Annotated in this window: 12 protein-coding genes and 1 pseudogene; 11 read left to right on the forward strand and 2 right to left on the reverse strand. The window is 74.3% G+C overall.

Going from position 1 to position 13,130, the window contains the following annotated elements; genetic code table 11:
• Positions 1–72: 72 nt before the first annotated feature.
• The 10 genes and pseudogenes from allB (at position 73) to ACFVYI_RS20690 (ending at position 10,910) form a co-directional block, all read left to right on the forward strand.
• The gene (gene allB / locus ACFVYI_RS20645; protein WP_387887529.1) at positions 73–1,452 is read left to right on the forward strand and encodes an allantoinase AllB; all 1,380 of its coding nucleotides are present in this window, start codon (positions 73–75) and stop codon (positions 1,450–1,452) included.
• Positions 1,449–2,516, forward strand: a pseudogene (alc, locus tag ACFVYI_RS20650) (allantoicase); the annotation flags it as partial. The gene allB and the pseudogene alc, both read left to right, overlap by 4 nt.
• A 266-nt stretch (positions 2,517–2,782) precedes the next feature.
• A complete protein-coding gene (locus ACFVYI_RS20655; RefSeq protein ID WP_387887530.1) occupies positions 2,783–4,243 on the forward strand; it encodes a catalase in 1,461 nt (486 codons plus the stop codon).
• 257 nt (positions 4,244–4,500) lie between these two features.
• A complete protein-coding gene (locus ACFVYI_RS20660) occupies positions 4,501–5,280 on the forward strand; it encodes an IclR family transcriptional regulator (RefSeq protein ID WP_387887533.1) in 780 nt (259 codons plus the stop codon).
• 290 nt (positions 5,281–5,570) lie between these two features.
• Positions 5,571–6,485, forward strand: coding sequence for a metal-dependent hydrolase (locus ACFVYI_RS20665; RefSeq protein ID WP_387887535.1), 915 nt, complete (start codon positions 5,571–5,573; stop codon positions 6,483–6,485).
• Positions 6,486–6,504: 19 nt separating this feature from the next.
• Positions 6,505–7,593, forward strand: coding sequence for a PDR/VanB family oxidoreductase (locus ACFVYI_RS20670; RefSeq protein ID WP_387887537.1), 1,089 nt, complete (start codon positions 6,505–6,507; stop codon positions 7,591–7,593).
• A 10-nt stretch (positions 7,594–7,603) separates the two neighbouring features.
• Complete coding sequence (locus ACFVYI_RS20675; RefSeq protein WP_387887539.1) at positions 7,604–8,506, forward strand: M24 family metallopeptidase; 903 nt, start codon at positions 7,604–7,606, stop codon at positions 8,504–8,506.
• Positions 8,503–10,224 carry an SDR family oxidoreductase gene (locus tag ACFVYI_RS20680; protein WP_387887541.1) on the forward strand — a complete coding sequence of 574 codons (1,722 nt, stop codon included), beginning with the start codon at positions 8,503–8,505 and terminating at the stop codon, positions 10,222–10,224. Before ACFVYI_RS20675 ends, ACFVYI_RS20680 begins: the two co-directional genes overlap by 4 nt.
• 79 nt (positions 10,225–10,303) lie before the next feature.
• Positions 10,304–10,501, forward strand: coding sequence for a type II toxin-antitoxin system VapB family antitoxin (locus ACFVYI_RS20685; RefSeq protein WP_387887544.1), 198 nt, complete (start codon positions 10,304–10,306; stop codon positions 10,499–10,501).
• Positions 10,494–10,910, forward strand: a complete 417-nt coding sequence (locus ACFVYI_RS20690) for a PIN domain nuclease (RefSeq protein ID WP_387887547.1) — start codon at positions 10,494–10,496, stop codon at positions 10,908–10,910. The genes ACFVYI_RS20685 and ACFVYI_RS20690 overlap by 8 nt, the downstream gene beginning before the upstream one ends.
• On the opposite strand, the gene ACFVYI_RS20695 is transcribed toward ACFVYI_RS20690, so the two are convergent.
• Positions 10,868–11,116 (reverse strand): ribbon-helix-helix protein, CopG family, encoded by a 249-nt coding sequence (locus tag ACFVYI_RS20695; RefSeq protein ID WP_387887548.1) that lies wholly within the window; start codon positions 11,114–11,116, stop codon positions 10,868–10,870. The two genes, ACFVYI_RS20690 and ACFVYI_RS20695, sit on opposite strands and share 43 nt — an antisense overlap.
• Positions 11,117–11,231: 115 nt before the next feature.
• Here ACFVYI_RS20695 and ACFVYI_RS20700 point away from each other — a divergent pair, with 115 nt between their 5' ends.
• On the forward strand, positions 11,232–12,146 hold the full coding sequence (locus tag ACFVYI_RS20700; protein ID WP_387887551.1) for an SDR family oxidoreductase: 915 nt from the start codon (positions 11,232–11,234) through the stop codon (positions 12,144–12,146).
• Here ACFVYI_RS20700 and ACFVYI_RS20705 read toward each other — a convergent pair.
• On the reverse strand, positions 12,137–13,114 hold the full coding sequence (locus tag ACFVYI_RS20705; protein WP_387887554.1) for a helix-turn-helix transcriptional regulator: 978 nt from the start codon (positions 13,112–13,114) through the stop codon (positions 12,137–12,139). The genes ACFVYI_RS20700 and ACFVYI_RS20705 overlap by 10 nt on opposite strands.
• Positions 13,115–13,130 lie beyond the last annotated feature (16 nt).

Genomic DNA, 13,130 nt, shown 5'->3' on the forward strand with positions numbered 1-13,130 from the left:
GTTGAAGGCGGCCCTAGGCTCCGGGCATTCCTTCGGCACACCCCACCCGTACCCAGGTTTCGGAGGTCCCCCATGCCCCCCAGCGAGGCGTCCTTCAGCGAGGCGGCGGTGATCCGCTCCCGCCGGGCCGTCCTGCCGGACGGCGAGCGTCCCGCCGACGTGCTGATCCGGAACGGGACGATCGAGCGGATCGCCGAGTACGGCGCGCTCACGGCCGGCGACCGGCCGGCGACCGACCTCGGCGACACCGCCCTGCTCCCCGGTCTGGTCGACACCCACGTGCACGTCAACGAGCCCGGCCGGACCGAGTGGGAGGGCTTCGCCACCGCCACCCGGGCCGCGGCCGCCGGCGGTGTCACCACGATCATCGACATGCCGCTCAACTCGATCCCGCCCACCACCACGGTGGACGGCCTGGAGGTCAAGCGGAAGACCGCCGAGGGCCAGGCCTGGGTCGACCTCGGCTTCTGGGGCGGCGCCGTCCCCGGCAACGTCCCGGATCTCGAACCGCTGCACCGCGCGGGCGTGTTCGGCTTCAAGAGCTTCCTGGCCCCGTCCGGGGTGGACGAGTTCCCGCACGTCGAACAGGCCGACCTGGAGGCCGCGCTGGCCGAGCAGGCCCGGATCGGCGCGCTGGCGATCATCCACGCCGAGGACCCGGCCGTGCTCGCCGCCGCTCCCCAGCAACCCGGCGTCCACTACCGCGACTTCCTCGCCTCCCGCCCCGCCGGCGCCGAGACCGCGGCCGTCGCCCGGCTGCTCGACACCGCCCGGCGCACCGGCGCCCGGGTCCACATCCTGCACGTCTCCTCCGCCGCCGTGCTGCCGCTGCTGCGCCAGGCCCGCGCGGACGGCGTCCGGGTGACCGCCGAGACCTGCCCGCACTACCTCACGCTGGCCGCCGAGGAGGTGCCGGACGGCGACACCGCGTTCAAGTGCTGTCCGCCGATCCGCGACGAGGCCAACCGCGACGAGCTCTGGGCCGCCCTGGCCGCCGGCGAGTTCATCGCGATCGTCTCCGACCACTCGCCCTCCACCCCGGACCTCAAGCTGCTGCCCGCGTACGGCGGCAGCGGCGACTTCGCGGCCGCCTGGGGCGGCATCGCCTCCCTCCAGCTCGGCCTGCCGGCCATCTGGACGGAAGCCCGCCGCCGCGGCCACACCCTGTCCGACGTGGTCCGCTGGATGGCGAGCGGCCCGGCCTCCCTGGTCGGCCTCACCGGGACCAAGGGCGCCATCGCCGTCGGTCACGACGCCGACCTTGTCGCCTTCGACCCGGACGGCGCGTTCGCGGTGCGGGCCGCCGAGCTGCACCACCGCAATCCCGTCACCCCCTACGCGGGCCGCACGCTGACCGGCGCCGTCCGCACCACCTGGCTGCGCGGCCGGGTGGTCGACACCGCCGCCGAGCCCTTCGGCCGCCGGATCACCCGTCACCAGGAGAGCCAGTGAGCACCGTCAACACCCCGAGCGCTCCGTTCACCGAGCTGGTCGACCTGGCGTCGCGGCTGCTCGGCGCGGGCGTCGTCGCCACCAACGAGGACACCTTCGCGGACGCGGAGAACCTGCTGGTCGCCAAGCCCGCCGAGTTCCGCCCGCACACCTTCGGCCACAAGGGCCAGATCATGGACGGCTGGGAGTCCAGGCGCCGCCGCGGCGTCGGAGCCGACCAGCCGCACCCCACCGACGACGACCACGACTGGGCGGTCGTGCGGCTCGGCGTCGGCGGTGTGGTCCGCGGCCTCGTCATCGACACCGCCCACTTCACCGGCAACTACCCGGAGAGCGCCTCGGTCGAGGCCGCGGCCGTCCCCGGGCACCCGTCGCCGGGGGAGCTCGCGGCCGCCGACTGGGTCGAACTGCTGCCGCGCACCCCGCTCCAGGGCGACACCGCGCACGAGTTCGCGATAGGCGACGACACCCGCTACACCCATGTGCGCCTCAACATCTTCCCGGACGGCGGGGTCGCCCGGCTGCGGGTGCACGGCGAGGTGCTGCCCGACCCGCGCGAGCTGGACGGCCTCACCTTCGACCTGGCCGCCCAGGAGTACGGCGGCGTGGCCGAGGCGGCGTCCGACCGCTACTTCTCCTCCCCGCACAACCTGAACGCTCCCGGTCGCGCCACCGTCATGGGCGAGGGCTGGGAGACCCGGCGTCGGCGCGACAAGGCCAACGACTGGGTGCAGATCGCCCTGGCCGGGGGCGGCGAGGTCCTGGCCGCCGAGGTGGATACCACCCACTTCGTCGCCAACGCCCCCGGCTGGGCCGACCTGACCGGCTACGACGCGTCGGGCGGCGGGCCAGCACCGATACGACACGCCGCCGCCGACCGTGACGGCTGGTTCGAGATCCTGCCCCGCACGCGCCTCCAGCCCGACACCCGGCACCGCTTCCGACTCGACGTCGGCCGCCCGGTGACCCACGTGCGGATCAACGTCCACCCGGACGGCGGCCTCGCCCGCCTGCGCCTCACCGGCCGTCTGACCGAGGCCGGCCGCGCGGCCCTGGCCCTGCGCTGGTTCGACGCCGTCCCGGCCGCCGAGGCCACCGCCGCGCTCACGGAGGCCGGTCTCACCGGCGCGGAGGCCGCCGCACTGGCCGCCGCCCGCCCGCTGGCGGACCGGGCCGCGGCCACCGCCGCCGTCGCCGCGCTGCAGCCGGGCGACGGACCGGACGGCGAGCACTCCTCCCGCCGCCGCTCGGCCGTCTGGCGCCTGCTCGGCATCTGAACCGGCGTCACTCTCCTCTCCACGCACGCCTTATCGACCCTGAAGGACCCTCCATGTCCAAGATCCTGACCACGGAGTCCGGCGCGCCCGTCGCCGACAACCAGAACTCGGCCTCGGCCGGCGAGTACGGCCCGCTGCTCATCCAGGACCAGCAGCTCCTGGAGAAGCTGGCCCGGTTCAACCGCGAGCGCATCCCGGAGCGCGTCGTGCACGCCCGGGGCTCCGGCGCCTACGGCTACTTCGAGGTCACCGACGAGGTCTCGCAGTACACCAGGGCGGCCTTCCTCTCCGAGGTCGGCAAGCGCACCGAGCTGTTCCTGCGCTTCTCCACCGTGGCGGGCAACCTGGGCTCCAGCGACGCGGTGCGCGACCCGCGCGGCTTCGCGCTGAAGTTCTACACCGAGGAGGGCAACTACGACCTCGTCGGCAACAACACCCCGGTGTTCTTCATCAAGGACCCGATCAAGTTCCCCGACTTCATCCACTCGCAGAAGCGCGACCCGTTCACGGGCGTCCAGGAGGCCGACAACGTCTGGGACTTCTGGGCCCACTCGCCGGCCTCCACCCACCAGATCACCTGGCTCTTCGGCGACCGCGGCATCCCGGCCTCCTACCGCCACATGAACGGCTACGGCTCGCACACCTACCAGTGGGTCAACGAGCAGGGCGACGCCTTCTGGGTGAAGTACCACTTCAAGACCAACCAGGGCATCCGCTCGCTGGACGGCGGCCAGTCCGCCGAGGTGCTCGGCGCCGACGCCGACAGCCACCAGCGCGACCTGCACCAGGCCATCGAGCGCGGCGTCTTCCCGAGCTGGACGCTCTACGTCCAGCTGATGCCGGTCGCCGAGGCCGCGGACTACCGCTTCAACCCCTTCGACCTGACCAAGGTGTGGCCGCACGCCGACTACCCGCTGGTCAAGGTCGGCCGGCTGGTGCTGAACAAGAACCCGGAGAACGTCTTCGCCGACGTCGAGCAGTCCGCGTTCTCGCCGAACAACTTCGTGCCCGGCATCGGCCCGTCCCCGGACAAGATGCTCCAGGGCCGCCTGTTCGCCTACGCGGACGCCCAGCGCTACCGCCTCGGCGTCAACCACACCCTGCTCGCCGTCAACGCGCCCCGGGCGACCGAGGCGAACAACTACGGCCGCGACGGCTTCGCCGCCGTCAACAAGTCCGGCCGCGGCAAGAACTACGAGCCCAACTCGTACGACGGCCCGGCCCAGACCGACAGCGCGCTCGCCGCGCCGGTCGCGGTGAACGGCCACGCCGGCACCTACACCACGCCGGCCCACACCAAGGACGACGACTTCTTCCAGGCCGGTGAGCTCTACCGGCTGATGTCGGCCGGCGAGAAGACCCGCCTGATCGACAACATCGCGGGCTTCCTGGCACAGGTGACGCGCGACGACATCGTCGAGAAGAACCTCGCCCACTTCCACGCGGCCGACGAGGAGTACGGCGCCCGCCTGGAGGCCGCCGTCACCAAGCTCCGCGCCGGCGACGAGGGCTGACCCACCGCCCCCTTCCGAACCACCCTCGCCGGCCGCCGGGGCCCGCACCCCGGCGGCCGCACTTCGGGCCCCTCCCCCCAGGGCAGTGGGGGAGGGGCCGTTGTGCTGCCCGCGCCCACCACCTCGCACCCCCGCCGGTCAAGTTCTTTACCGTACCTGCACGAATATCCGCGGAGCGGCAACTGCCGGGGCCCCGGGGTGGTTAGGCTGGAGAACACCCGCGGGTAACTCCGTGGGGGACATCGGAAGGGGACGACATGTCGACACCAGCCCCGGGTCGTCACGCCACGCTGGACCAGGGCGTGCCCGGTCCGTTCACCTCCCTGCAGCACGCCCTCAGACTGCTGGAGGCCGTCGACCGGCACCCCGGCGGTGCCACCCTGGTCTCCCTCGCCCGGGAGACGTCCCTGGGCCTGCCGACCGTCCGCCGGCTCGCCGAGATCCTGGAGATCGAGGGCTACCTCCAGTGCCAGGACGGCGGTTGGGTGCTCGGCGGTACCTTCGCGCTGCTCGGGCAGCGCAACCGGGAGCAGCTGGTGCGGGCCCGGCTGGACCGCAAACTCGCCGAGCTGCGCGACGAGTTGGGCGCGGCGGTGTACTTCACCCGCTACCACGACGGCGAATTGTCGGTCGAGGCGGTGGCCGCCGGCGAGCACGCACCGGCGGTGCAGGAGTGGGTGGACTTCCGGGCCACCGCGCACGCCAGTGCGATCGGCAAGTGCCTGCTCAGCCAGCTCGACCACGACGCCCGCCTGGACCACCTCTCCCGTCACCCGGTCGCCCGGCTCACCTCGCGGACGGTCGTCGACGCCGACCAGCTGATGCACCGGCTGGAGCGCCAGCCGGCCACCGTGCCGGTGCTGGACATCCAGGAGTACGCGCTCGGCACCGTCTGCGCCGCCGTGCCGGTGACGGCGGGGAGCACGGTCGGCTGCCTGGCCACCTCGATGCCGGTCGACAACGTGCACCGGCTCAAGGCAGCCGCCGAGCTGCTGGCCGCCCGGGCCGCGCCGCTGATGCTCGCGATGGCGGTCTGACCCGGGCCGCCCGGGCCGCCCGGCCCGCCCGGTCGAGGCCGGTCCTACGGGGCGCGGCCGGTCCTGACGGGGCGTGACCCGTCCTGGCCGGCCGCGCTCGGCCGCGCCCGCAAGCCCCGTCGGATCCGGCGGGGCTTTCGCGTTTCCCGGGGCGCCGCCCGGTGCACATCACTTATTAGACTCGATGTCGATAGGAGTCGCCGAAACCCTTGAAGCAGGCGCTACCCGCGAGTAGGTTGCCTGGAGCCGCGCGAGCCGAGCCACCCCGCCCCCAGGTCAGGAGGGCCTCCATGCCCCGCACCACCACACCCGTTCCCGCCGTCGCCGCCCCCGCCGCCCGGATCCACGACAGCCTCGTCCTGGAGCCCCGGGACGTCCGCTTCGACTGGTCCGGCCTGCCGCTGCACTGGATCCCGGACGAGCCGATGGCCACCCACGTCATCAACGTCCTGCACCTCCTGCTCCCGGAGGGCGAGCGCTGGTTCGTCAAGGTGTTCAAGGACGCGCTGCCGCTGATCCGGGACGACCAGCTGCGCGAGGAGGTGCTCGGCTTCATCGGCCAGGAGGCCATCCACGCGGAGGCCCACCAGGAGGTGCTGGACCACCTGCTCGCCCAGGGCCTCGACCCGCGCCCCTACGTCCGCCAGATCGCCTGGCTGTTCCAGCGCGTCCTCGGGGACAAGCCCGGCCTGCCGCCCGCGCGGCAGCGCGAGAACATCATCGAGCGGGTCGCCTTCGTCGCCGCGATCGAGCACTTCACCGCCTTCCTGGGCAACTGGGCGCTCAACTCCCCGGGCCTGGACCGGGCGAAGGCCGACCCGACGATGCTGGACCTGCTGCGCTGGCACGGCGCCGAGGAGGTCGAACACCGCAGCGTCGCCTACGACCTGATGGTCCACCTCGACCCCGGCTACGGCCGCCGGATCCGCGGCATGGCCGTCTCCGGGCCGCTGCTGGTCCACCTCTGGGTGCGCGGGGCCCGCTTCCTGCTGGCCGCCGACCCCACCCTGGACGGCCGGATCCGCCCCAGCTGGCGCGAGGCGCAGCGGCTCGCCAGGCGTGGCCTGCTGCCCGACCCGGTCCGCTCGCTCCGCTCCGGCCTGCGCTACCTGCGGCCCGGCTACCACCCCACCCAGGAGGGCTCCTCCAGCCAGGCCCTCGGATACCTCGCCACCTCCCCGGCCGCCCGCGCCGCCGCCCACTGACGCCAGGAGAGTCGCCCGGATGGACCTGCACAACCCGCCCCCGGACCTCTACGGCCGCCCCCGCGCGGACCGGTTCATGCGGCGCCTCACCGCCTTCGGCGACCGCTACAGCCCGGCCCTGGGCGGCCCGCTGCTGCGCCGCAGCCCCCGGCGGCCGCTCGGCCGCCCCACCCCGCCGCTGCAACTCGTCGTCACCGCCCGCCGCGTGATCGCCACCGACGTCGTCGAACTGCTGCTCGGCGACCCCTCCGGCGGGGTGCTCCCGCCCTGGCAGCCCGGCGCGCACCTGCGCCTCGCGCTGCCCTCGGGCCGCGAGCGCCACTACTCGCTCTGCGGGGACCCGGCCGACCGCACCGCCTACCGGATCGCCGTCCGCCGGCTTCCCGGGGGCGGCGGTGGCTCGGTCGAGATCCACGCCGAACTGCACCCCGGCGCCCGCCTCACCGCCCGCCGCCCGCGCAACGGCTTCGCCTTCTGCGCCGAGCCGGCCGTCCTGCTGCTGGCCGGCGGCATCGGGATCACCCCGCTGCTGCCGATGGTCCACGAGGCACGGCGTCACGGCCTGGACTGGCGGCTCGTCCACGTCGGCCGCAGCGCCGACACCCTCCCGTACGGGGAGGCGCTGCGGGCCCTCGACCCGCGCCGGGTACACCTGCGCACCGACGACGAGCACGGCGGCCCGCCCACCGGCGCCGAGCTGCTGGCCCACGCCCCGCGCGGCGCCGCCGTCTACTGCTGCGGCCCGGCCCCGATGCTGGCCGCCGTCCAGCGGGCGCTGGACGGATCGCCCGCCGGCGCCCTGCACTTCGAGCGCTTCGGCGCCGCGCCGATCACCGACGGCGAGCCGTTCGCCGTCCGCCTCGGCGCGGCCGGCCCCGTCCTGGACGTCCCCGCCGACCGGTCGGCCCTGGACGTGCTCCGCGAGGCGCGGCCCGACCTGCCCTACTCCTGCCACCAGGGGTTCTGCGGCACCTGCGAGGTCCGGCTGCTGTCCGGCGCCGCGGACCACCGCGACCGCCGCCTCACCCCCGAGCAGCGCGCCGCCGGCGCCCTGCTGCCCTGCGTCTCCCGGGCCGCCGAGGGCGAGACCCTGGTCCTGGACCTCTAGGAGCCCCGCCGTGCCGCTTCGCACCCCCGCCGTGCCCCGCACCCCGGTCTTCCCGTTCACCGACCACGACCTCGCCCGTTTCCGCGAGGTCCAGCAACTCGCCTACCACTGCGCCGAACAGGTCGCCGCCTGGATCGAACCGGGCGTCACCGAGCGGCAGGCCACCGCCCGGCTGCGCCGGTGCCTGGTCGCCGCCGGCGTGCAGGACTTCTTCCACGTCCCCTTCGCCTGGTTCGGCGACCGCACCGCCTTCCGGCACTTCCACACCCCGCTGCAGTTCTTCGCCGGCGGCCGCCGGCTGGCCGAGGGCATGCCGTACGTGCTGGACTGCGCGCCGATCGTGGACGGCTACACCGCCGACATCGGCTACGGCGGCAAGGTCGGCGAGAACCCGGTCTGGGACCGGCTCGCCGCCGACCTCCAGGTCTACCGCGAGCTGATCCTCACCGAGGTCCGCGCCCGCCGGCCGCTCGACGAGGTGTACGCGGCGGTGGACGCGCAGATCGCCGCGCACGGCTACGACAACCGCCACCGGGTCTACCCGGGCCGGGTGATCGGCCATCAGGTCACCCGGACGACCAGCCGCGGCCCGGCCGGAGTGAACGTCCTCGGCTTCGGGGTGCGTACACTCCAGACGCTCGGCCGCGAGCTGATCGGCGAGCGCCTGCAGGGCCGGTCCCCGCTCTGGGCGGACGGCCGGTCGTCCCGGCACGCGCCGACCCCGGGCCTGTGGGCGGTGGAGCCGCACATCGGGTTCCGCGCGGTGGGCATCAAGTTCGAGGAGCTGCTGGTGGTCACCGGGACCCCTGACGACGAGCACGGCGGCGCCTACTGGCTCGACGACGACCTGCCGCACGTGCGGCGCTGGACCGCGGCCCACGCCGAGGCGACCGCCCAGGAGGCGACCCGATGACGACCACCCGCCGCCGCACCGTCCACTCCGGCGGGCTGCCGCTCGCCGTCTTCGAGGACGGCGACCCCGAAGCGCCCACCGTCCTGCTGGTGCACGGCTACCCGGACACCCACGCGGTCTGGGAGGACATCGCCGCCGACCTCGCCCGCGACCACCACGTGGTCCGCTACGACGTGCGCGGCGCCGGCGAGTCCGGTGTGCCCGTCTCGCGCGAGGGCTACCGGCTGGAACACCTGGCCGCCGACCTCTTCGCCGTCGCCGACGCGGTCAGCCCCGACCGGCCGGTGCACGTGGTGGCCCACGACTGGGGCTCGCTGCAGTCCTGGGAGGCCGTCACCGCGCCCGGCGCCGAGCGGCGGATCGCCTCCTACACCACCATGTCCGGCCCCTGCCTGGACCACATCGGCCACTGGATGCGCGAGCGCTACCGCCGCCCCACCCCGCGCCACCTCAAGCAGTTGCTCGCGCAGGGCGTGCACTCCTGGTACATCACCGCCTTCCACCTGCCCTACCTCGCCCCCGGCATCTGGCGGCTCGGCCTGGCCCGCGCCTGGCCCCGGGTGCTGCGCGACCTGGAGGCCGTCACCCCGCGCCCCGGCCACCCGCAGCCCACCCTGCGGCGCGACGCGGTGCGCGGCATCGAGCTCTACCGGGCCAACATGCGCCCCACCCTGCGCAATCCGCGTGAGCGGCCCACCGAGGTGCCGGTCCAGCTGATCACCCTCACCCGGGACCACTACGTCGGCGAGTACCTCTCCGAGGGGCTGGAGCGCTGGGTGCCGAAGCTGACCCGCCGCTCCCTGCACGCCACCCACTGGTCCGCCCTCCTGGAGAAGGGAACCGCCGTGGCCGGGATGGTCCGCGAGTTCACCGCCGGTGTCGACGCCGGTCAGGCCCCCGACCCGGCCGGCACCGGCCCGCTCGTCGTCGTCACCGGCGGCGGCAGCGGCATCGGCCGGGCCACCGCCCTGGCCTTCGCCGAGGACGGCGCCCGGGTGGTGGTCTGCGACCTCGACCTCGACGCGGCCCGGCGCACCGCCGAACTCGCCTCCCTGATCGGCCCGCCGGCGCACGCCTACCGGGTCGACGTCAGCGACGGCGCCGCCGTCGACGCCTTCGCCGAGGCGGTCGCCGCCGCGCACGGCGTGCCCGACGTGGTGGTCAACAACGCGGGCATCGGCCACTCCGGGACGTTCCTGGAGACCACCGAGAAGGAGTGGCAGCGCGTCCTGGACGTCAACCTCTGGGGCGTGATCCACGGCTGCCGCGCCTTCGGCTCGCTGATGGCCGACCGCGGCGAGGGCGGTCACCTCGTCAACCTCGCCTCGGCCGCCGCCTACCTGCCGTCCAAGGCGCTCACCGCCTACGCGACCAGCAAGGCGGCCGTCTTCATGCTCTCCGACTGCCTGCGGGCCGAGATGGCCGGGCACGGCATCGGCGTCTCGACCATCTGCCCCGGCATCGTCAACACCAACATCACCCGCACCTCCACGTTCTCCGCCACCAGCGCCGACCAGCAGGCCGCCAAGCAGGCCCGTGCCGCGAAGCTCTACGCCCGCCGGGGCTTCCCGCCCGAGAAGGTCGCGGCCGCGATCCTGCACGCCGTCCGCACCGGCAAGCCGGTCGTCCCGGTCACCCCCGAGGCCAAGGCGGCCCGCTTCCTGAGCCGCCTCTCGCCGGGCCTGCTGCGCCTGGCGGCCCGCCTCAACGTGACCTGAGGGAGCGGCCCGTGGGCCTGTGATATCGGCTAGGCTGGATATTGATATCGCAGGCCCGCGCTGTTCTGGGAGGTCGGCCATGGCCCGTACCGTGATAGACGTCAATGACGAACTGCTGGCCGAGGCCGCCGAGATCTTCGGGACGTCGACCAAGGTGGCGACCGTCAACGCCGCCCTTGAGGACGCGGTCAAGCGCCGCAAGGGCCGGGAGTTTCTCACCTGGCTCGCCGAGGGCGGGCTGCCCGATCTCACCGGACCGGTGGACAAGGGTGAGTGAGCGCTTCCTGATCGACAAGTCGGCGTTCGCCCGGTACTCCAAGCCGCCGGTTCGGGCCGTGGTCGACCGGCTGTTCAACGAGGGGCTGCTCGCGCTCTGCGGCGCCGTCGAGTTGGAGATCATGCACAGCGCCCGGTCCAAGTCCGACGCCGACCGGATCCGCGAGGGTCTGCGCGGCTTCGACTGGCTGCCGACACCCGATGAAGTGTGGGACCGCGCCGTCGAAGTCCAGGCCCTCCTCACCTCCATCGGCAACTGGCGGGCGCTGTCAGTGGCGGACCTCGTCATCGCGGCCACCGCCGAGCGCCACGGCGCCACGGTCCTGCACTACGACGGCGACTACGACATGATCGCGGCTGTCACGGGTCAGCCGACGCGGTGGGTCGTCCCGCCGGGCACGGCGGACTGATCCGGACCAGGTGCGTCCGCCGCCGCGCCCACCGACGTGTACGTGGCGCTGAAGAACGGTTCGTCCCGCGTCCGGCCGGACAGCGCGGCGAAGTGGATCGCCTCGCGGACGAGTGCCGCCACGGTCGTCTTTTCGCGGGCCGCTGCGGCTCGGAGGAGGGCGAGGTCGTCGGCCTCCACGGCCACGGTGATGCGCTTCAGTGGCATACGCCGATCCTGCCACGTCGGGCAGCTCCGCTTCTGCGTGGAATCCCGACAGCAGGTGTCGGGATTCCACGGCAGCATCGGTGGTGCCGGAGGAAGCACGGACGAAGGGCACGACATGGCACAGCCGCTCAAGGGCAAGGTCGCACTGGTCGCCGGGGCGACCCGGGGGGCCGGGCGCGGGATCGCGGTGCAGCTGGGGGCCGCCGGGGCGACGGTCTACGCGACGGGGCGCAGCGCCGGGGGTCACCGGTCGGAGTACGGGCGGTCCGAGACCCTGGAGGAGACGGCGGCGCTGGTCACCGCGGCCGGCGGCCGGGGGATCGCGGTGCGGGCGGACCACCTCGTCCCCGCCGACGTGGCGGCCGTGGCGAAGCGGGTCGAGGCCGAGCAGGGCGGGCTCGACCTCCTGGTGAACGACATCTGGGGCGGCGAGAATCTCTTCGAGTGGGAGCGCCCGGTCTGGGAGCACGACCTGGACAACGGGCTGCGCCTGCTGCGCCTGGCCGTCGAGACGCACGCGATCACCAACCACCACCTGCTGCCGCTGCTGCTGCGCCGCCCGGGCGGGCTGGTGGTGGAGATGACCGACGGCACCGCCGACTACAACGCCACCCGGTACCGCAACTCCCTCTTCTACGACCTCGCCAAGTCCTCGGTGCTGCGGATGGCCTTCGCGCTGGGCCACGAGCTCGGCCCGCGCGGTGCGACGGCGGTCGCGCTCACGCCCGGCTGGCTGCGCTCCGAGATGATGCTGGAGCACTTCGGCGTCACCGAGGAGACCTGGCGCGAGGCGACGCACCGGCAGCCGGACTTCGGCATCTCGGAGTCGCCCGGCTATGTCGGCCGCGCGGTGGTGGCGCTGGCCTGCGACCCCGCGGTGGCGCGCTTCAACGGCACCTCGCTCTCCAGCGGCGCCCTGGCGAGGGAGTACGGCTTCACCGATCTGGACGGCAGCCGCCCGGACGCCTGGAGCTACCTGGTGGACGCGGAGACGGCGGACGGCCCGCTCGACCCGGCCGGCTACCGCTGAACGGCGTAGCGGGCGGCGGTGCGGGCCGCGGCCCGCGCCAGCCGCCGCCGTAGCGCCGGGGGTTCGAGCAGTTCGGCCTCGGGCCCGAGGCGCAGCAGCTCGTCGTAGGCCACCTCCGGCGACTCGACCGGGAGCCGCACGGTGACCCAGCCCTCGCCGTCCGGCTCCCCGGCGGTGGCCAGCGCCTGCCGGGCGGCGTGCGGCTCCAGCAGGTGGGGGAGCCGCTCGGCCCCGAGCGGGCTGAGCCGGACCAGGACGCTCTCCCGCAGCAGCGAGCGGGCGAACTCCTCGGCCTTGGCCTCCCAGAACGCGGCGAGGTCGAACTCCTCCGCCCGGTCGAACGGCCGGTCCAGCGGCTCGGCGGCGACCAGCCGGTCCACCCGGTACACCCGGGTGCCGTCCGCGCCGTCCGCGCCGTCCGGCCGGGCCACCAGGTACCAGGCGCCCGCCTTCAGCACCAGCCCGTACGGGCGCAGCGTCCGCTCGACGGTGTCCGCGCCGCGCCGGTACCGGGCCCGCAGCAGGCGTTCGCCCCAGACGGCCCGGGAGACCGCGGGGAGCAGCGGCGGCGCGGGCGCGGTGCGGAACCAGCCGGGCGCGTCCAGGTGGAAGCGCCGCACCCCGCTGGCGGGCGCCTCGCCGAGTTCGTTCAGCACCTTCAGCCGGGCGGCCAGCGCCGGGGCGTCGAGCCCCATGTCGCCCAGCGGGCCCGGCAGCCCGGCGAGCAGCAGCACCTCGGCCTCGGCCCGGTCCAGCCCGGTCAGCCGGGTGCGGTAGCCGTCCAGCAGCCGGTAGCCGCCGGCCCGGCCGCGTTCGGCGTAGACCGGTACGCCCGCCTCGGCCAGCGCCAGGACGTCCCGCTGGACGGTGCGCTCGGACACCTCCAGCTCGGCCGCCAGCTCGGCCCCGGTCATCGCCCGCCGGGCCTGGAGCAGCAACAGCAGCGAAATGGCCCGTGCCGCCCGCATGGCCTCCACCCCTCTC

It is taken from the genome of Kitasatospora sp. NPDC058218 (assembly GCF_042882445.1).
Classification (GTDB): domain Bacteria; phylum Actinomycetota; class Actinomycetes; order Streptomycetales; family Streptomycetaceae; genus Kitasatospora.

Excerpts from the sequence above, each read along its gene's own strand:
- ACFVYI_RS20695 (WP_387887548.1), bottom strand. The coding sequence starts at position 11,116 with ATGCCACTGAAGCGCATCACCGTGGCCGTGGAGGCCGACGACCTCGCC.
- ACFVYI_RS20670 (WP_387887537.1), top strand. The coding sequence starts at position 6,505 with ATGGACCTGCACAACCCGCCCCCGGACCTCTACGGCCGCCCCCGCGCG.
- ACFVYI_RS20660 (WP_387887533.1), top strand. The coding sequence starts at position 4,501 with ATGTCGACACCAGCCCCGGGTCGTCACGCCACGCTGGACCAGGGCGTG.
- ACFVYI_RS20655 (WP_387887530.1), top strand. The coding sequence starts at position 2,783 with ATGTCCAAGATCCTGACCACGGAGTCCGGCGCGCCCGTCGCCGACAAC.
- ACFVYI_RS20700 (WP_387887551.1), top strand. The coding sequence starts at position 11,232 with ATGGCACAGCCGCTCAAGGGCAAGGTCGCACTGGTCGCCGGGGCGACC.
- ACFVYI_RS20685 (WP_387887544.1), top strand. The coding sequence starts at position 10,304 with ATGGCCCGTACCGTGATAGACGTCAATGACGAACTGCTGGCCGAGGCC.
- ACFVYI_RS20665 (WP_387887535.1), top strand. The coding sequence starts at position 5,571 with ATGCCCCGCACCACCACACCCGTTCCCGCCGTCGCCGCCCCCGCCGCC.
- ACFVYI_RS20680 (WP_387887541.1), top strand. The coding sequence starts at position 8,503 with ATGACGACCACCCGCCGCCGCACCGTCCACTCCGGCGGGCTGCCGCTC.
- ACFVYI_RS20705 (WP_387887554.1), bottom strand. The coding sequence starts at position 13,114 with ATGCGGGCGGCACGGGCCATTTCGCTGCTGTTGCTGCTCCAGGCCCGG.
- allB (WP_387887529.1), top strand. The coding sequence starts at position 73 with ATGCCCCCCAGCGAGGCGTCCTTCAGCGAGGCGGCGGTGATCCGCTCC.